This window comes from Geotalea sp. SG265 (genome assembly GCF_022808985.1).
Taxonomy (GTDB): domain Bacteria; phylum Desulfobacterota; class Desulfuromonadia; order Geobacterales; family Geobacteraceae; genus Geotalea.
On record NZ_JAKZFT010000012.1, the window covers coordinates 34,109 to 52,721 of the forward strand.

Below are 18,613 nucleotides of genomic sequence, written 5' to 3' on the forward strand. Positions count from 1 at the left end.
TCAGCTCTCCACCGCCTGCACCAGCCGCCGCCCCCGGCGCGGTTGCTGTTGCAGCACTTCTTCCGGCTTGCCGTCGGCCAGCACGCGGCCGCGCCCCATGAGGATCACCCGGTTGGCGAGCACCGCCAGCCTGGGTCTATGGGTGGCGATGAGAAGAATGTCGGTTGGACGCACCCGCTTCCTGATGGCCTCGATGATCCGGTTTTCGGCCTCCAGATCGAGGGAGGAGGTGGGTTCATCCAGCAGCCAGACCCGCGGCCGTGCCAGGAACAATCGGGCCAGCCCCACCAGCTGCCGCTGTCCCCCCGACAGTCCGGCGCCCCCTTCGCTGATCTCAAGATCCATGCTGCGCGGGCTGTCGGCGGCGATGCGGTCGATGCCGAGCAGTTGGGCCACCTCCAGCAATTTTCCGTCACTGGCTCCCCCTCCGAGAAGCAGGTTGCTCTTCAGCGTCCCCTTGAAAAGGTGGATGTCCTGGGGGAGGTAGCCGATCCGCTCGTTGATTACCTGGCTGTCCAGTTCCCAGATATCGGCCCCCCCAAGCCGCACCTGCCCTTCACTCGGCCGGTACAGCCCGGCCGCCACCGTGAGGAGGGTGGATTTGCCGCAGCCGTTGGGGCCCAGCAGGACTACCCGGTCCCCGGCGGTGAAATTGAGCTCCGGCAGCTGCAGGCGCATGACCGGCGAGTTCGGGTAAGCGAAACGGACTCCTTCCAAATCGAGCCGGTCGGGGAGAGTTTCGGGGACGAGCAGGCTTCCGTCCTCCGGGCGGCCCGTTTCCAGGGCCAGCAGCCGGTTGACCATGGCCAGGGATTCGCGGACGTGGTACCACTGCACCTGCAACTGGACCCCCTGGGCAATAGGAGCGATGACCCGCCCCCCGAGGATGGTACAGGCGATGAGCCCGCCGGTGGTCAGGTCTCCCGCCTCGATGCGTGTCGTCCCGACCACTATGGCCGCCACATAGGCCAGGGTGCCCAGGGTACCGGTGGTCGCCAGGGTGGTGCTGGTGATGGTCCTGCTTTGCAGCGCATGAGCCCCCATGGTTGCGGTGATGTTCCGCCACGATTCGGCAAAGCGCCAGCCGGCACCTGCTGCCTGGATCGTTTCCGCCCCCTGGATCATCTCCACCAGCAGCCCGTGGCGCTCGTGCCCCCGGGTGATCTCTTGGCGGGCAAGCCTGCGCAGCTGTTTCTGGGCAACCCATCCCCATACCAGGGCGATGACCAGCAGCACAAGGTAGACAACGCTTACCCTGCCGCCGATAGCGGCAATGAGACCAATGAACAGGAGGCAGAACGGCAGGTCGGCCAGGGCAAAGATGATGGTGGATGAGAAGAAACTGCGCGCCGGTTCAAGGCCGCTCATCTGGGCTGCCAGCGACCCCAGGCTGCGGGGACGTGCATCCAGCCGCAGCCCCATGACATGCTCGAACAGTTGCTGGGAGACCGCCAGGTCCACCTGCTTTGCCAGGGTGTCCACGATGCGTGCACGGATATGCTTCAGCGTCCAGTCCACCGCCACCACTATGGCCATGCCGACAACGAGCGCCGTCAGGGTCGCATAGGCCATGGTCGGCACCACCCGGTCATAGACCTGCATGGAAAAAAGTGAGCCGGCCACCGCCAGCAGGTTTACTGCGGCGGTGGCGACAATTACCTCCACCAGCCACCGTTTTTCCTGCAGCACCTCCTGCATCAGCAGCCGTGCCGCACCGCTTTCCAATGTCTCCTCAGCCGTGGAGTCGGCGGACTGTACCCGCAGCCACAGGACCGGCACATCTGCCAGCTCTGCCACCGGCACCGGTCCCGCGCTTTCCTTCTCTCCTGCAAGGGTTACCATGCGTCCACTGCCATGGGAGGCAATTTGCCATTCTCCCCCATGCCAGACCAGCACCGGCAGGTGCCGCCGGTCCAGTCGGCTCCAGCGCAGCTGGACAACCTGCACCCCATTTTTATGGACGGCCCGAAGGATGCCCATGAGGCGTTCCGCAGGGGGCATATCCGCATCCTCAGGTTGCATCGTGCTGCAAGCCTCGGCCAACGCCCCCTTCGGGACGGGCAAACCGTGCATGAGCAGCAGTTTTCCCAGCACCCCCGCCGTGATCGCCGTTGCCTGGGGGCCTTTCAAGCCATCCGAATTTGCCATGCCAGCATTCTCCATCATGGGCCGATCACCATCGAATCCAGTCTTCCAATCTGCACCGACAGGCGCAGGGTGTTTTCCTGCAGCGAGCTCCTGGTCTGTTCCAGGGCGAGGCGGGCATCGGAAAGCTCCCGCTGGGCGTTCAGCACATCCACCCAGGTCTTTCTCCCCGCGTCATACTGGCGCATGAAAGAAGCCAAGGTTTCCTCCGTTGCCGCCACCAGCAGCTCGTTGCTCTCCATAACGCTCTGCAGCGATGCCGTCACCGCCAGAAGGGTTTCGGCACGACGCCTGGCATCGGTGCGGGCTGTCTCCACATCCTTGCGGGCAGCATCGATGCGGGCTTCGACCGACTTGATCCGTTTCCATCCTGCCAGGCCGGCACCTTCCAGGCTACCTTCCAGAACAACCCCTGCCTTGGTGGTCACCGGCAAATCTCTTTTGCCGTCCCTCCCATAGATATTCTGGTCAAGGCGGGCGTAGAGGCTCGGCATCAGGTCGGCCCGGCGCAGCTCGACCTCGGTCCGCACCACCTCCACATCGGCCCGGCGCTGTTGGACGGTCGCCGAGGCTTCGACGATGCCCGTCGCAATCCCGGCGAAATCGGGCAGTACCAGGAGCCTGTCGGGGATGGGGAGCAGCGGGCCCGCCGGTTCCTGGGTCAGGGCCAGAAGGTCGGCCAGCGCCCGTTGCAGCTCCCCTTTTGTCTGCTCCCGCTGGGCAATGGCCATGGTCAGCCGGGCGCGTGCCAGGCGCACATCGGCTTCGGAGGCGATGCTGCCTGCCTGGCGGCGGGAGATGAGCCCCAGCAGCTTTTCGTGTTCGGCAACGTTCCGGTCGATGGCGGCCAGACGTCGGCTGAAGCCGATGAGCACTGCGTAGGCCGCTGCTGTATCCTCCATCAGCTGGCGCTGCAAGGCCAGGAGCGAGGCCCGTCCAGAACGAAGGCGCATGCCGGCCTGCTTGATGGCTCCGTCGATCCGCCCACCCACCCAAAGGGGCTGCTGGACACGGGCGAAGACCTGTGACTGATCGTCGGTCAAGGCCTGTGCCTGGAGGGACAGGGACGGGAGACGACGCGCCTTTTCCGATTGGAGCTCCAGGTCCAGGGCATTCAACTCGTTGAGCCTACTCTTGATGCTGGGATGGAGGGCAACGGCATTGCGGAGCGCCGCAAGGATTCCATCCGTGGGCGGCGTATCCTGGGCAAGGAGCGGCAGGGGCAGCAACGGGAGGCTGAGCGAGCAGACCAGCAGCGCGCGACACCATACAGCCATCAGGTAGCTCCGCTGGCGAGGTGATCGGAACCGTTTTCCGGGAAGTGGGGTCCGGTGTCGGTGCGCCCGGCAATCATCGCCGCCAGTTCTTCGGCTTCCCTTCTGTTTCCCAGCGTCTCTTCCACCGCCAGGAGATTCTCCAGCCATTGGCGGTGCATGGGGAGCAGTTCCACTGAACGGCGCATGGCTTTTCTCGCCTCGACCGCTTTCTGCTGCTGGAAGAGAGCTGCGCCGAGAAAATGATGGGCCGCTGCATGTGCCGGACGGGCCGCTGCCAGCGCCCGGAAGGAGCTTTCCGCTTCCCTGAATCTGCCTGCCTGAAGGTGCGCCATTCCATCGAGAAAGAGCCCTGCCGGCACGCGCGATAGGGGCAGGGGATCGGGCAGGGGGGGGATATCCGCCAGGGCGCTTTCCAGCGGCTCCAGGTGTTCTGCGTATCGCTTCCATTTTGCCTTCGAGGTGGTATACACCGGCTGGCGCACCTGCCAGACGGATGCGGTTTTCACCGGCCGGTCCAGCTGCCGGAAGGAGAGGACATCGTCTTCCCACGGCAGCCCCAGGTAATCGATGATCCGGCGCGCCCATCCCTCCACGTCCTCGACCAGGGCATCGTACTCCACCTCCAGGATCTGCCCGGGAAAGACCCGGTGCCAGTGGTCCATCAGACGCTGGTGATCGACCAGCTGTTCGCCGATCCAGGCCATGTCGTAGGCGAAGCCCATGCCGCTGAATTTGCAGGCATAGTCCGTGAAAAAATTGGAGACGGCCACGTCCCGCGGTTCGCGCCTGAGGTGCAGGATTGCCGCTTCGGGAAACAGCAGCTTGATCAGGCCGATGTGTTCGAAGTTGTGGGGGAGCTTGTCCACGATCCTTTCGGCTGTGGGGGCATAGCCCTGCAGTCGGGCCAGGTGTTTTGCGGCGAAGCGGCGGGATTCCTCTTTTCCCATATCGTCGATGCATTCGGGATAGGAGCGCCTCGTTCCAAGCTTCATCTCCCAGGCATTGAACGTGCGGATCAGCTCGGGAACAAGCGAGAGCTCGCCGGCACCGAATACCTTGCTGTGGCTCCCCAGGATCTGCTCCACGAGGGTCGTCCCGGAGCGGGGCATGCCGAGGACAAAAGTCGGGAGCCGGCTCCTTATGCCATAACCGGCACGGTTGGCCATGAACGCGGCGGAAAACCGCGCCATCTCCCTTTCCACCCTGGCCCGGTGCTGCTCGGGACGATAGGAGAGGTGTTCCTGTACTGCCCTGTTGGCTTCGGCCGCAAACTGCCAGGCCCTGTCATTGTCCTCCTTCTTTTCCCAAGCTGCCGCCAATGTAAAGAGCAGGTGGGACTGCAACGGTCCTTCCAGACTCGGCCTCCGTGCCGCCAGGGCCAATTGCTCCAGCACCTCCGTTTCCTCCGGCAACTCCCGGGCCTGGATCAGCTGGCTCCATCCTTGCAAAGGCGCGATTTCCTTCAGGCTTTTGTAAAGGGCGGTCGCCTCCTCGACGTGCCCCTGTTGCATCAGCAGGTTTCCCAGTCCCGTCAGGGCCGGCGCGAAACGGGGGGGTAGCGCCAGCGCTGCCCGGTAGGCTTCTTCGGCCTCAGTACGTCGATCCTGTTCTGCCAGGACGTGTGCATTGGCTGTCAAGGCATGGGCGCGGAGGGGGCCACCCACCCCCTCGGTCAGGGCAAGGGCCGTGTCGGCGGCTTCCCTGGCAGAGTTCACGCCAAGGTGGCGGCTGCTCAACATGGCCAGGCACGACCAGAGGCGGGCGTTGTCGGGTTCCTTTTCCAGCGCCCGCTTCAGCCAGTGGGCTGCCTCGCCGAATCGTCCCCGCACCTGTGCCAGTTCGGCCGCGAGTTCCATCAGCTCCGTTTCGTCGGGCTTATCCTCCAGCGCATCCATCAGCAGAAGCCATGCCTCCTCGTGCCGCCCGCAGGCGCCCAGCAGGTGCACCAACGCCGTAGTCGCTCCCCGGTCCCCCCGGTCGAAGGCCTGGCGCAGCACCGATTCGGCTTCTTCATGGCGCTCAAGGCGGAAGAGCGCTTCAACGCGGGAAAAGCGATAGAGACTTTCGTCCTTGCCGGCGAGGGGGGCTGTCCGATCCAAGGCTGCCAGCGCTTTTCCCGCCTCTCCCACTGCCAGGTATCCCCGCGCCAGGTTCAGCCAGGCTCCCCCGGATTCAGGCATTAGCTCCACCGCCCGTTCCAGCATGGGTAAGGCTTCCGGCAACTGCCTTGCAGCCAGCAGGCAAGCCCCCAGCCGGGCGGCAACGAGCGGATGTCTGCAGTCGTCTTCCCATGCCCGGTGGAGAAAGGGAATGGCGGTCTCCGGGGCACCCAGCTTGAACCAGGTGCTTCCCACGGCGAGCAGTGCCTCCAGGTCGTTCAGGTCTTCAGGGGCGGGAAATTCGGCAAGTGCCGCCAAGGCCTTTTGCCGCTCGTTTCCCATGGCTGCGGCAAGAGCCTGCAGTGCCCGCGTTGCCGGTTCTTCCGGCTGACTCGCGGCACTGTTTGTCCGATAGGCCTGCGGGAATGCCGGAACCTGTCCGGGGTATAAATCCCTGGAACCTGCCGTGAAAGGGGGAGCGGCACCGGTCATCAGGCGGGTCCCGCTCCCGAATCGACGAAGACCACCTGGTCGAAGTGATGGGCAAGGGCACCGGCATTGACGGCAATGGTCCCTTCCAGTGGCCCGGTTGCGGTGTACTGCAGGGACACCGTCCCTGTTCCCGGAGCCTCGTGACCGAACTTAAGTGAGCTTCCTGCCAGGAATACCCCGCTCTTGCCTCCGGTGCTGTAATTCCCGCCGCTGAAGCCATAGCCGTCGATCCGGCTGCCGGCCTGATGGATCGGTTGTGACGCGAGCACCCTGTCTCCGTTGCCGTGACCCAAGGCATCCATATCCACAACCAGCCGGTCGTCAGAGCCAAAGCCGCTGAAATCCAGGGGGGTCGTCGGGATGTCGTTCACATGGACAGTAACGGGATTGGCTGCCAGATCGCCTGTCAGATCGACGGCAGTCGTCTCCCCCGCATCCCTGCGCCCGTCGCCATTGGCGTCGATCCAGGCGCCGCTGCCATCAACGACCACGTTTTCCGGCCAGACAAAATCAACCAATCCACCATGGGGTGCGTTCGAGTTGAGTGTCTCCAGTACGCCCTCTTCATTGTTGCCCGTGTAACCGGGGAGGATGTGCCGAGCTTCGTTGAGGGCATTGCTCGAGTCGTTCCAGTAGACGAGTGCGCCCTGCCCTTTGTTCGCTCCCATGTCGGCAATACCCATTACGGCGTTGGCATTGGCAGGTAGCCCGTTGAAAGGGTTCGACAGCGGCGTTTCTCTGACAATAAGTCGTGCCGGGGAAGATCCGGCCGAATTGAAGGTATAACCGACCCTGATGGGGTTAAGGATATTGGTGATGGTGGTGAGGGCCGTGAGGCCGGCCAGGCGGGTGGCCGATCTGAGGACATTGTGCTGCCCCAGTGCCTGGACATCGAACTCGACCTTGTCGTCGGCGCCGAAGCCGGTCAGGTTGAGAGCGTTGAGGGGAACGTCGTTGAAATGTACCGTCACTCCTGCCGTGCCCCCCAGCTCCGCGCTTCCTCCGGCATCGAACAGCGCCAGGCGGTTTTCGCTGCTGTCACGGACGCCGTCGCCGTCGGTGTCGATGACGGCGCCGTCCCGTTCCACAACCACATGGATGACAGCCGGTTTTTCAGGAAGGTGGACGAAATCGACCACCTGCTGCAGCGGTACGCCTGAGGGGAGCCCGGATGCCAGTTGCCCTTCAATGGCGGTGGGGCCGTCATTGCTTTTGACGCGGAGGTTGCCTGCATTGTGCAGGGTCAGGCCTAGCCCTGCTGTCCTCGGCGGGGCAGCCAGGGCTTCATAGGTATTGTGGTTGAAATAGCGGGTTCCGGTGCCCAGTTCCTCCAGGCCGTTGTCGGTCTTGCCGCTATGGCTGGTGCCAAACGCGGCAAAGGCATCTAGTGTCCGGATATGGGGCCGGGTGAGGATCTGCAGACCCTGATGACCGTTATCGATGAATGCCTGCGCATCTATCTCGATCCGGTCGTCGGCGCCGAAACCGTTCAGGTCAATGGCCCCGCTGGGAATGTTGTTGTAATGGATGACTCCATGGACCGCCGCCAGGTCCACATTGCCCGTCCCCGGGGTTAAATCGGCCCGGATGCGGTCTTCCCCGTCCCGGATGCCGTTGGCGTTCAGGTCGAGCCATGCCCCAGAGGCTTCCACGACCACATGCTCCCTGACATCGGTGACGGTAACCGCCAGGTTCTGCACATCCGAGAGCCCCCCCCGGTCGGTGACTGCGACCTGAACGTCGTAGATGTTGTTGCCGTCGGCATCTGTCGGTTGTTCACGATCCGGGGAGGCCAGAAATGTCAGCACCCCCGTTTCTGGGTCGATGGCGAAAAGGGCCTGGTCGGCCCCGCCCGCGATGCTGAAGGTCCTGCCATCGCTTGCATCCACGTCGGTGGCGGTCACGGTGGTAACGGCTGTCTGGTTTTCGCTGACACTTGCGGCTGCGGTTGCCCCGCCGCCGTTACTGGTGATGACCGGCGCTTCGTTCATATCGGTGACGCCGACGGTTACCCTCTGTTCAATGGTGTGGACGTCGTCGTTGACGGCGACGGTGAAGCTGTAACTTGACTTGCTCTCGAAATCCGCGGGGTTAAGGAGAGTGACTGCTCCGGTGGCTGGATCCACATGGAGCAGTTCGGCATCTTCACCCGGTTTGAGGCTGTAGGTGATGCTGTCTCCCGCATCGGCATCGCTGGCTGTCGTCTGATAGATGACGGTGTCCGTGGGGGCGTTTTCGGCGACGGCGCCGCTGCTGCCGGAAGTGAAGACCGGGGCGTTGTCATTGAGATCTGTGACGCTGACAGTAATGGTTTTCTCGCTGCTGTTGACCCCATCTCCGGCAATGACCGTGAAGGTGTAGGAGCTCTTTGCCTCGAAATCGGCGCTGTTTTTGAGTGTGACTGCGCCGCTGCCTGGATCGATGCTGAGCAGGGAGGCGTCCCCTTCCGTCCCGAGGCTGTAAGTGATGGTGGTTCCGCTATCGGCGTCGCTGGCTGTTGCCTGGTAGATGACGGTGTCGGTGGGGGCGTTTTCTGCGACGATGCCGCTGCTGCCGGAGGTGATGACCGGGGCGTTGTCGTTGAGGTCGGTGAGGTTGATGGTTACCGTGCCCGTATCGCTTAACCTGCCGTCCGATGCCTGCACGGTGAGGGTGAATTTTTGGATGGTCTCGAAATCGAGCTTCGAGGCGTCGGCAACGGTGATTGCCCCACTGGCAGCATCTATGGCGAAGGCGCCGCTGTCGTTTCCGGCAATTATGGTGTAGGTAATCCTATCGCCGTCGGCGTCGGTAGCGGAAACCGTTTCTACCGTCGTACCTTTGGCGCTGTTTTCGGCAAGGGTAACGGCGTAGTTACCCAGGTTTGGTGCAGAGTTGGCGGGGGTGGACCCTGGGTTGGCAGGGCTGGACCCCGGGTTTGCGGGGCTAAACACCTCCGAGTCATTGCTGTGTATGCCCTGCGTCGAACCATCGCGGTCATTCCCTGAAAAAGCGAGGCCGATCCCCGTGGCTACTGCCGCCAGGCCGGCTCCCCCAAGCAGCCACCAGCTTCCGTTGCCACTGGACCGGTCTTCATCCTCATCGCCGGTCTTGGCCACATCGCTGCCGTGAGCAGGCCGTGTCTCTGCAGTCGCAGTCGGTTCCGGCGGGGCTGCAGTCACAGCGCCATCGACTCCATTTACTTCGACTGCCGCAACGGTGAGCTTCTTATCATCCTGGGGCTGGTCTTCAGGCTCGACGTTCCCGGGAGCCTTCCTGGCTATGGGCGGAGAAAATGCCTGCGTCCCTCCATCGCCCGGTGCACCTGGAATGGCACGATGTACCTTTTCCCCGGCGGCATAAGAGAACTTAGCCCCATCGCTGACAATTTTTTTTGCCATGACCATCCTCCTCAATTAGTGGGAAGTGCCAGGAGAGCCTGGCACAGCAGGCAATATGCTTGTCCGAGCCGGTTCACCCAAAGGTATGGGTAGTATGGGTGATATAAAAAGTAAAAAGTATTAGTTAGAAACTAATAATAAAGTGTTAGCACTAAATGTCAAAGGGAAAAATTTTAGAGGCGGCATGGGCCAAAGCTGCAGGTTAAAGAGGAGATCACTGCCGCGAGACCGCTTCAGCGCAGGCCACAGCGAGCATCAACCCTGAGCAGTTCCATGCGACGGCGCAACGATGCACCGCTTAATTCGCAAATGAGAGAGAGGCTGATGGTTCGATCAGTCTGTCCACTTTTTAATTCCTGTTTCTTCCTTGTCTGGCGGGGCAAACCGAACGATGAGCCATGAAGTGACCAGCGCTACGACGAGCACGGCTGCGGATGCGGCGGCATTCGCGAGCAGGTGCGGCTTGATGAGGAGAATGAGCCCGAGAAAGAACATCATCACCCCGGACAAAAGCTTGAGCACCCGCCCGTGCCGTTCGCTCAGCCTGCGGCTGCCGAGGGTGATGGCGAACAGGGCGACGATGCCGGCGAGGGGGATGACATAGACCAGGTTGTAGAGGGCCAGGTATAAATAATAAACCGGCATAGGCAGGGGCTGCAGGGTGAGTGCCCGCGTGTAGATCATGGGAAATCCGGCGGTACAGATCAGTTCGTAAAGGTTTGCGGTAAACGCCAGGAAGATGGTGGCGGCAAGCATGGCGGGCACCGACCCGGCGCGCATGATGTTGCGCATCCGCTCGAACAGCTTCGGTTTGACCTGCTCCGGAATTGTCAGGGAAATGCCGCGCTTGAAGAAAAAGTAATCCTTGATGTTGATGGTGGCGATGACGATCGCCACCGCCCCGGCAATGGCGGCAATATACTTCAGCCGCCCCACCAGCAGAAAGAAATTGAGCCAGGCAGCCATGAAGACGAAGTAGAGGAGACCGGAAAAGAGCACGAAAATGCCGCCGATGATCACCATCCGCTTGCGGGAATGGGCGTGCAGCAAAAGCGAGAGGAGGAAAAAGAGCACGAAGAAGGCGCACGGGTTGAAGCTGTCGAGCCCGGCAATGACAAGGGTCAGCACCGGCAGTGACAGCCGGGAGGTCTGGACCGAACCGAGGAGCGGCAGCGAGATGATGTCCCCTGGATCGGAGATGCTATCCTGGATCGACTGCTCTGGGGCAGCGCCGTAGGCGGTGCCTTCCTCAAGCACCATGCCAGCTGGCGCCGGCGCGGCAACAGCCTGGCCGAGCAGGAAAACGATCACCGCCAGGACAGCAAAGCAACCGAAGGCTACCGGGCCCGGTGGCGGCCGCCGACGTGTCATGGGCGACCCATGGAGCATGAGCACTCGTTACTGCTCCGGGTTCTCACAGACAGGGCAGTGCGCCTCGCCGCTTTCCCTGTCCACGTCCAGCCTTTCCCCGCACACCTCACAGTTGACGGAGGGGATCGCTTCCTTTCTCCGCTTCCGGTACCTCTCGCCGAACCTTTTCAAGATCCCCATAATTGGCGCTCCTCCGGTAATCGAAAAATGATCTGCCAAGATGCATATCAAAAGTTTCCCACAGGATGAAGAATGCTCAAGGGGCTTTTTCGATGGATGCGCGTGGGGCTGACAGTCGACGAGATCGAGAGCCCTGGGCGCACCGGCATTTGTATCGGCAATTCTGGGATCGATAAGGAACTGCGACATATTGTGACGCACATCTCTGCTAAGCTGCGCCCAAAAATCCGCGGGGGACTGCCATGGCAGCAACTATTGATCTGATGGACAAACTGAAGACCCTTGCCGAGGGGGCGAAGTACGATGTTTCCTGCGCTTCCAGCGGCAGTCACCGCCGCAACCGGGACGGCATCGGCAATGCCGCCTCCTGCGGCATCTGCCATTCCTGGACCGCTGACGGCCGCTGTGTTTCTCTGCTGAAGATCCTCATGACCAACTGCTGCGTCTACGACTGCGCTTACTGCGTCAACAGGCGGAGCAACGACATCCCCCGCACCGGCCTGACCCCCGCAGAGGTGGCGGAACTGACCATCGGCTTCTATCGGCGCAATTATATCGAGGGGCTCTTTCTCAGCAGTGGCGTGGTCGGCTCTCCAGACCGGACCATGGAACTGCTCATCGCGGCGGTGCGGACCCTGCGCCATGCGTATCGCTTCAACGGTTACATCCATTTGAAAGTGGTTCCTGGCGCCGACCCGCTTCTGGTGCAGCAAGCCGGACTGGTGGCCGACCGGGTGAGCGTCAACCTTGAGCTGCCGACCCGGAAGAGCCTGGCCCTGTTGGCGCCGGATAAGAGCCGGGAGGCGGTGGTGGAACCCATGCGCCAGATCAGCAGCCTCATCGTCGCCAACCGGGCGGAGCGCAAGGAGTCGCGCAAAGTATCACATTTTGCCCCGGCCGGGCAGAGCACCCAGTTGATCGTCGGCGCCAGCGGCGAGAGCGACCGGCAAATCGTTACCCTGTCAGAGCAGCTCTACGGGAAGATGGACCTGAAACGGGTCTACTATTCAGCCTACATCCCGGTGAACGATGATCGGCGGCTCCCCGCCCGGCCTCTGTCGCCGCTGCGGCGGGAGCACCGTCTCTATCAGGCCGACTGGCTGCTCCGCTATTACGGCTTCAGTGCCCATGAACTGCTGGACGAGCAGTGCCCCAACCTGGAGAGCGACCTCGACCCCAAGACCGGCTGGGCACTCCGTCACCAGGAGCTGTTTCCGGTTGAGGTCAATCGGGCGGAGTATGGTGTGCTGCTCCGGGTACCGGGAGTCGGAGTACGTTCGGCGCAACGGATCGTCGCTGCCCGACGGCAGGGGAGCCTTCGGCTGGATGATCTTCCCCTGCTGGGGGTGGTAATGAAGCGAGCCCGCTACTTCCTCACCGCCCGGGGGCGCTACGCCGGCGACTGTTCCCCGGGGAGCACCATGCTCCGCAGCCGGCTCATTGCGGCACCGGCAAAACGGGATCATGGCCAGCTGTCGCTGCCTTTTGCCCGAGAACTAGCTGTGGAAGCCATAGCCACCGTCATTAGCGGCGAATTCTGATGGGGGGGGACTACTGTTACGACGGCAGCGATGTGGGGCTGCTGACCCTGCTGGCCGACATCATCCCCCGTAGGGTCGAACCCCGCAGCATCGGTGTAGAGCAGCCGCAGCAGAAGGATCTTTTTACCGCACCCGTTACTGTGACCACCGATCCGGAGCTGGCGGAGCGGTTCAGGGTCGAACTCTTCCGCCGGCTGACACCGCTTTCCCTGGAGCAGCTGCGCCGGGCCTGGTACGCCGATCATCCCGGGCGGGAGCTGATGATCTGCCGCTTTTTGCTGCTGGTCTGGCGGGAAGGGGGGCGGGCAGGGACCATGCTGGCTAATCCCCATGTGGCGCCTTTTTGGAAACTGGCGCAGCAGGTGGGACGAGAGGCTCATCGCTACCTGGGCTTCGTTCGCTTCCGGGAAACCACCAGTGGCTACTATTATGCTTCCCTGGCGCCCGACCACCGAGTCCTTTCCCTCATTGCCGGCCATTTTGCCGACCGCTTCCGGGACCAGCACTGGGTGATCCACGACCTGCGCCATGGAGAAGGGATCGTCTACGATTGCACGCGGCGGCGTTGGCTGCTCCTCCCCATGTTGGCCGAAGGTGATCCGGAGCTGACTCCGGCGGAGGAAACGTTCCAGAGGCTTTGGCGCAAGTATTTCGCCGTGCTGGCCATTGGGGAGCGGGAGAATCTCTCCCTGCAGCAGGGGAAGGTGCCGCTCAAGGTGCGGCCATGGCTGATGGAATTTTCTGAGTAGAGAGCCCGCGGGTCGAAGGATCTGGAACTGCAGCTGAAGTGGCTAAGACGGCCGTTTACCGTCTTGGGCAGGGAAAACTTATATTTCAAGACCTGACCCCCTATAAAAAGAGCTGGGGAATTTTTGATTGACAGGGGACAGGAGCGAGACTATAAAAGAATGAACGTTCATTCTGTAGGGGATATGTAAATGGAAAAATGTGACAAAAAGGAAACCATCATACAGGCGGCGCTCGAACTGGTTGCCGAACAGGGGTTCCACGGTGCTCCGATGGCGATGATCGCCGAGAAGGCGGGGGTCGGAGCCGGCACCATCTACCGTTATTTCGACTGCAAGGATACCTTGATCAAGGAAGTATACCGGATCGTCGAGGAACGATTCGTCGCGGCGCTCATGGAGGGATACCCTGAGAAGGGCTCGGTGCGGGAGCGGTTTCTCCATATGGGGGCGGTGCTGGTCAGGCATCTCATCCAGGCTCCGTTGGAACTGCGCTTCATCGAGCAGTTTCACAATTCTCCTTACGGTGTGATCCACCGTCGGGAGAAGCTTTTCGGCGACAAGGAAAAGGACATCATCAGGGAGCTTTTCGACGAGGCCAGGCAGCAGCAGATTTTCAAGGACCTGGATCTCTCCATATTGTTCGCCCTCTCATTCGGGCCGCTGGTGGACGTGAGCAGGGATCACATCCTGGGGTTCATCAACCTCTCCGATCAATTGATCGAGCAGACGGTCGGTGCCTGCTGGGATGCGGTACGACGCTGAACAAAGAATGAACGTTCATTTATTTTTATGCGGAGTCGCAAATGCTTGCCAAGATTTTTCTTCTCTTACTTGCCGCCTTGTGGGGCTTGATTATAATCATCGCCTTCACCCGGCGCAAATGAACCTGCCGCTGCAGCCGCGCTTGGAGCGGTTGTATTAAACAAAATCATACGAGGTGTTTCAATGCAGATCACGAAGAGAGCACAGTTCATTGCCACCATGGCCATTATCAGTGGATTCATGCTGCTGTCCGGGTGCGGGAAAAAGCAACCGGCCGGGCCGGCCAAGATGGGTCCCCCCGAAGTGGGGGTCATCGAGGTTAAGCCCCAGCGCGTGGCTCTGACGACAGAGGTGCCGGGCCGGACTTCGCCATTCCTTATTGCCGAGGTCAGACCCCAGGTGAGCGGCATTATCCAGAAGCGGATCTTTGAAGAAGGTACTGATGTGAAGGCCGGGCAGGTGCTATACTTGATCGATGCTGCCCCCTATCAGGCGGCGTACGCCAGTGCCAAGGCCGCTGAAGCTCGTGCAGAAGCGAACCTGGTCCCGGCCAGGCTCAAGGAGGAACGCTTCCGGGAGCTGGTGAAGATCAAGGCTGTGAGCCAGCAGGATTACGATAATGCCTATGCCTCGCTGAAACAGGCTGAAGCTGAAGTTGCCGCCGGCAAGGCAGCGGTAGACACCGCCCGCATCAACCTGGCGTACACCAAAATCACCGCACCCATTTCCGGCCGCATCGGCCGTTCAGCCGTTACCAACGGTGCCCTGGTGACCGCCAATCAGCCTGCGGCCCTGGCAACCATCCAGCAGTTGAACTCCATCTATGTGGATGTAACCCAGTCCAACAGTGAAATCCTGCGGCTCAAACGGAGCCTGGCCAGCGGCCTCCTGAAACGGGACAGGGCTAACCAGGCCCGAGTCAAACTGCTTCTCGAAGATGGGACTCCCTATCCGCTGACGGGAACGCTGAAGTTTTCCGAGGTGAGTGTCGACCAGAGCACCGGGTCGGTCACCATGCGGGCGGTTTTCCCCAATCCGCAGCAGGTTCTCCTCCCCGGCATGTTCGTCCGGGCCATTCTGGAAGAAGGCATCAACGAGCAGGCCGTCATGGTGCCCCAGCGCGGCGTGACTCGCGATCCCATGGGGAATGCCATGGTCTTCGTGGTTGGCGCCGGAGAAAAGGTGGAGCCGCGGGTCATCAAGGTTTCCCGGACGGTGGCGGACAGCTGGCTGGTCAGCGATGGCTTGAAGACGGGGGACCGCATTATTTTGGAAGGTATCCAGAAGGCTCGCCCGGGCACGCTCGTCAAAGCGGTTGCCTTTGTGCCCAAGCCTGATGCCACACCCGTTTTGCAATCGGCTGCCGCAACCTCCGTCAAGAAATAGAATTGCCCATGGGAATTCGCACCATCCATTTTTGCTGCGCAAACTAGCTAAGGAGCTTCTACTATGTTGTCGAAGTTTTTCATAAACAGACCCATCTTCGCCTGGGTCATCGCCATCATGGTGATGCTGGCCGGGCTGCTGGCGATCAAGACCCTGCCCGTTTCCCAGTATCCGCCGATCGCGCCGCCCCAGATTACCATCAACGCCATGTATCCGGGCGCCTCGGCCCAGACCGTCCAGGATACGGTCACCCAGGTGATCGAGCAGAAGCTGAACGGTATCGACAACCTGATCTACATGTCCTCCACCAGCGATTCGGCGGGGGCCGTGGGCATCAACCTGACCTTCAAGGCGGGAACCGATCCCAACATCGCCCAGGTGCAGGTACAGAACAAGCTGCAGCTGGCAACGCCGCTTTTGCCGCAGATTGTGCAGAAGCAGGGCATTCAGGTGGTCAAATCGACCAAGAACTTCCTCATGATCGTCGGGGTAACGTCGGAAGACGGCTCCATGGACCGCCCGGCCCTCACCGACTACCTGGTCGCCAATGTCCAGGACATCATCAGCCGGACGGAAGGGGTCGGCGAGTTGACCGTCTTTGGTTCCCAGAATGCCATGCGGATCTGGGTGAATCCGGCCAAGCTCAACAACTACCGTCTCACCACCAGTGATGTTATTGCAGCGATTCAGGCCCAGAATGCCCAGGTTTCTGCCGGTCAGTTCGGCGGAAACCCGGCACCGGCCGGGCAGCAGCTGAATGCCACGATCACCGCGCGGACCCTGCTTCAGACCCCGGAGCAGTTCGACGACATCATCCTCCGCACCAATCCGGACGGTTCGGCCGTCAGGCTGAAGGACGTAGCCGAATGTAAGGTTGGCACCGAGAACTACGACATCGAAGCACGCTACAAAGGCAAACCCATGGGGGGGATGGCCATCAGGCTGGCAGCGGGGGCCAACGCCCTCGACACCGCCGAGCGAGTCAAGGTCAAGATGGCCGAATTGTCCAACTACTTCCCTCACGGGATGAAGGTCGTCTACCCCTACGACACCACCCCCTTCGTCAAGATCTCGCTGAATGAGGTGGTGCATACCCTGATCGAGGCGGTCTTCCTGGTCTTCATCATCATGTTCATCTTCCTGCAGAACATTCGGGCGACACTCATTCCGACCATCGCCGTCCCGGTCGTCCTGCTCGGCACCATGGGAACGCTGTCCATCGCCGGCTTCTCCATCAACACCCTCACCATGTTCGCCCTGGTCATCGTCATCGGCCTTCTGGTGGACGATGCCATCGTTGTCGTAGAAAACGTGGAGAGGATCATGTCCGAGGAGGGGCTTTCCCCCCACGACGCGACCATCAAGTCCATGGGACAGATCACCAGTGCCCTGGTGGGCATCGCCACGGTCCTCACTGCCGTCTTCCTGCCCATGGCCTTTTTCGGCGGCTCCACCGGCGTCATCTACCGCCAGTTCTCCATCACCATCATCTCGGCTATGATCCTCTCGGTGTTGGTCGCGATGATCCTTACCCCGGCCCTCTGCTCAACGCTGCTCAAGCCAGTGCCGAAGGGCCATGAGCCGGGAGAATACGGCTGGTTCCGGGGATTCTTTCACCGGTTCAATCAGGTTTTTGACTGGGGACGGGGCAAATATGAAGGGATCGTCGGGCGCTCCTTCGGCAAGCCGGTCCGCTACCTGATTCTCTACGGAGGCATCGTCGCCGCCATGGCCTTCTTCTTTCTCCATCTGCCGACGGCGTTTCTCCCCGACGAGGACCAGGGCTTCATCATCTGTCAGGTCCAGCTTCCTGCCGGAGCCACCCAGGAACGGACCATGAAGGTCATCGAGCAGCTGGAACACCATTTTCTGGAGAATGAGAAAAAATCGGTCGAGGCGATTATCACTGTTGCCGGCTTCAGTTTTGCCGGCCGTGGCCAGAACATGGGGCTTGCCTTTGTCAGGCTGAAAGACTGGGAACTGCGCAAAACTCCCGACCTGAAAGCACCGGCAGTGGCCGGTCGCGCCATGGCGGCGTTTTCCAAATTCCGCGATGGTCTCGCCTTCGCTTTTTCGCCACCGGCTGTTGTCGAGCTGGGACAGGCGAACGGTTTCGACTTCCAGCTGCAGGATCGCGGCGGCCTGGGACATGAGAAGCTGATGGAGGCGCGAGGCCAGCTTCTTGGCATGGCCATGAAGAATCCCAAGCTGATTGCGGTGCGCCCCAACGGGCAGGAGGATTCACCACAGTTCAAACTGGACATCGATGATGTACGTGCCGGTGCTCTCGGAGTTAATCTGGCTGACGTCAACAACGTGCTTGCCACTGCCTGGGGAAGCGCATACGTCAACGACTTCATCCAAAACGGTCGCGTCAAGAAGGTCTATCTTCAGGCCGATCCCAAATCACGGATGCTGCCGGAAGACATCAACGGCTGGTATGTGCGCAACAACCAGGGAGAGATGGTACCTTTTTCCGCTTTCGCCACTCCCCGCTGGCAGTACGGTTCTCCCCGCCTTGAGCGTTACAATGGCATCCCCTCGGCTGAAATCATGGGGCAGGCAGCGCCAGGGGTAAGCACCGGTGAGGCAATGGCGGAGATGGAAAAGATGGTTTCCAAGCTGCCGCCGGGCATCGGTTATGAGTGGACCGGCCTCTCCTATGAAGAGAAGGCGGCGGGGAAACAGGCACCAGCGCTCTATGCCATTTCGTTGCTGGTGGTATTCCTGGCCGTGGCGGCGCTCTATGAGAGCTGGACCATTCCCTTCGTCAACCTGCTCATGCTGCCGCTGGGCCTTGTCGGGGCCGTCACTGCCGTTAAGTTGCGCATGCTCCCCAACGACGTCTATCTTCAGATCGGCCTTCTGACAACCGTCGGCCTTTCCACGAAGAACGCGATTCTCATCATCCAGTTCATCAAGGAACAGATGCGCCAGGGGCATGAATTGATGGAGGCGACCCTGGCGGCGGTGAAGATCAGGCTCCGCCCGGTCATCATGACCTCGTTGGCCTTCTTCTTCGGCACCTTGCCTCTGGCGCTGACCAAGGGGGCAGGGGCTGCAGCCCAGAATGCCATCGGTACCGCCGTGACAGGGGGGCTTCTTTCCGCTACCTTCATCGACTTGATCTTTATTCCGTTTTTCTTTGTGCTGGTTTCCCGCATCTTTGCCAGAAAGAAACAGCCTGCCGTGCAACCAGCCGCTGCCGAAGTTTTACCAGAGGTGGAATGA

At 61.2% G+C, this 18,613-nt stretch carries 12 protein-coding genes; 6 read left to right on the forward strand and 6 right to left on the reverse strand.

What is annotated here, in order from left to right; all coding sequences use genetic code 11:
* The 6 genes from ML541_RS13765 to ML541_RS13790 all read right to left on the reverse strand — a co-directional run bounded on the left by ML541_RS13765 (position 1) and on the right by ML541_RS13790 (position 10,944).
* Positions 1 to 2,148 carry an ATP-binding cassette domain-containing protein gene (locus tag ML541_RS13765; protein WP_243373690.1) on the reverse strand — a complete coding sequence of 716 codons (2,148 nt, stop codon included), beginning with the start codon at positions 2,146 to 2,148 and terminating at the stop codon, positions 1 to 3.
* A 14-nt stretch (positions 2,149 to 2,162) separates the two neighbouring features.
* A complete protein-coding gene (locus ML541_RS13770; RefSeq protein ID WP_243373692.1) occupies positions 2,163 to 3,422 on the reverse strand; it encodes a TolC family protein in 1,260 nt (419 codons plus the stop codon).
* The gene (locus ML541_RS13775; protein ID WP_243373694.1) at positions 3,422 to 6,013 is read right to left on the reverse strand and encodes a tetratricopeptide repeat-containing sulfotransferase family protein; all 2,592 of its coding nucleotides are present in this window, start codon (positions 6,011 to 6,013) and stop codon (positions 3,422 to 3,424) included. The genes ML541_RS13770 and ML541_RS13775 overlap by 1 nt, the downstream gene beginning before the upstream one ends.
* Positions 6,013 to 9,393 (reverse strand): cadherin domain-containing protein, encoded by a 3,381-nt coding sequence (locus ML541_RS13780; protein ID WP_243373696.1) that lies wholly within the window; start codon positions 9,391 to 9,393, stop codon positions 6,013 to 6,015. The genes ML541_RS13775 and ML541_RS13780 overlap by 1 nt, the downstream gene beginning before the upstream one ends.
* A gap of 333 nt (positions 9,394 to 9,726) precedes the next feature.
* Positions 9,727 to 10,764: a hypothetical protein gene (locus tag ML541_RS13785; protein ID WP_243373698.1), complete on the reverse strand. Its 1,038-nt coding sequence runs from the start codon at positions 10,762 to 10,764 to the stop codon at positions 9,727 to 9,729.
* Positions 10,765 to 10,791: 27 nt separating this feature from the next.
* On the reverse strand, positions 10,792 to 10,944 hold the full coding sequence (locus tag ML541_RS13790) for a hypothetical protein (protein ID WP_243373700.1): 153 nt from the start codon (positions 10,942 to 10,944) through the stop codon (positions 10,792 to 10,794).
* A 72-nt stretch (positions 10,945 to 11,016) separates the two neighbouring features.
* On the opposite strand from ML541_RS13790, the gene ML541_RS13795 reads away from it, so the two are divergent.
* The 6 genes from ML541_RS13795 to ML541_RS13820 all read left to right on the forward strand — a co-directional run bounded on the left by ML541_RS13795 (position 11,017) and on the right by ML541_RS13820 (position 18,613).
* Positions 11,017 to 11,208, forward strand: a complete 192-nt coding sequence (locus ML541_RS13795) for a hypothetical protein (protein ID WP_243373702.1) — start codon at positions 11,017 to 11,019, stop codon at positions 11,206 to 11,208.
* Positions 11,187 to 12,485 carry a putative DNA modification/repair radical SAM protein gene (locus tag ML541_RS13800; protein ID WP_243373704.1) on the forward strand — a complete coding sequence of 433 codons (1,299 nt, stop codon included), beginning with the start codon at positions 11,187 to 11,189 and terminating at the stop codon, positions 12,483 to 12,485. The genes ML541_RS13795 and ML541_RS13800 overlap by 22 nt, the downstream gene beginning before the upstream one ends.
* Positions 12,485 to 13,234: a TIGR03915 family putative DNA repair protein gene (locus ML541_RS13805; RefSeq protein ID WP_243373705.1), complete on the forward strand. Its 750-nt coding sequence runs from the start codon at positions 12,485 to 12,487 to the stop codon at positions 13,232 to 13,234. Before ML541_RS13800 ends, ML541_RS13805 begins: the two co-directional genes overlap by 1 nt.
* A 189-nt stretch (positions 13,235 to 13,423) precedes the next feature.
* Positions 13,424 to 13,996, forward strand: a complete 573-nt coding sequence (locus ML541_RS13810; protein ID WP_243373706.1) for a TetR/AcrR family transcriptional regulator — start codon at positions 13,424 to 13,426, stop codon at positions 13,994 to 13,996.
* A 183-nt stretch (positions 13,997 to 14,179) separates the two neighbouring features.
* On the forward strand, positions 14,180 to 15,382 hold the full coding sequence (locus ML541_RS13815) for an efflux RND transporter periplasmic adaptor subunit (RefSeq protein ID WP_243373707.1): 1,203 nt from the start codon (positions 14,180 to 14,182) through the stop codon (positions 15,380 to 15,382).
* A 66-nt stretch (positions 15,383 to 15,448) separates the two neighbouring features.
* On the forward strand, positions 15,449 to 18,613 hold the full coding sequence (locus ML541_RS13820) for an efflux RND transporter permease subunit (protein WP_243373794.1): 3,165 nt from the start codon (positions 15,449 to 15,451) through the stop codon (positions 18,611 to 18,613).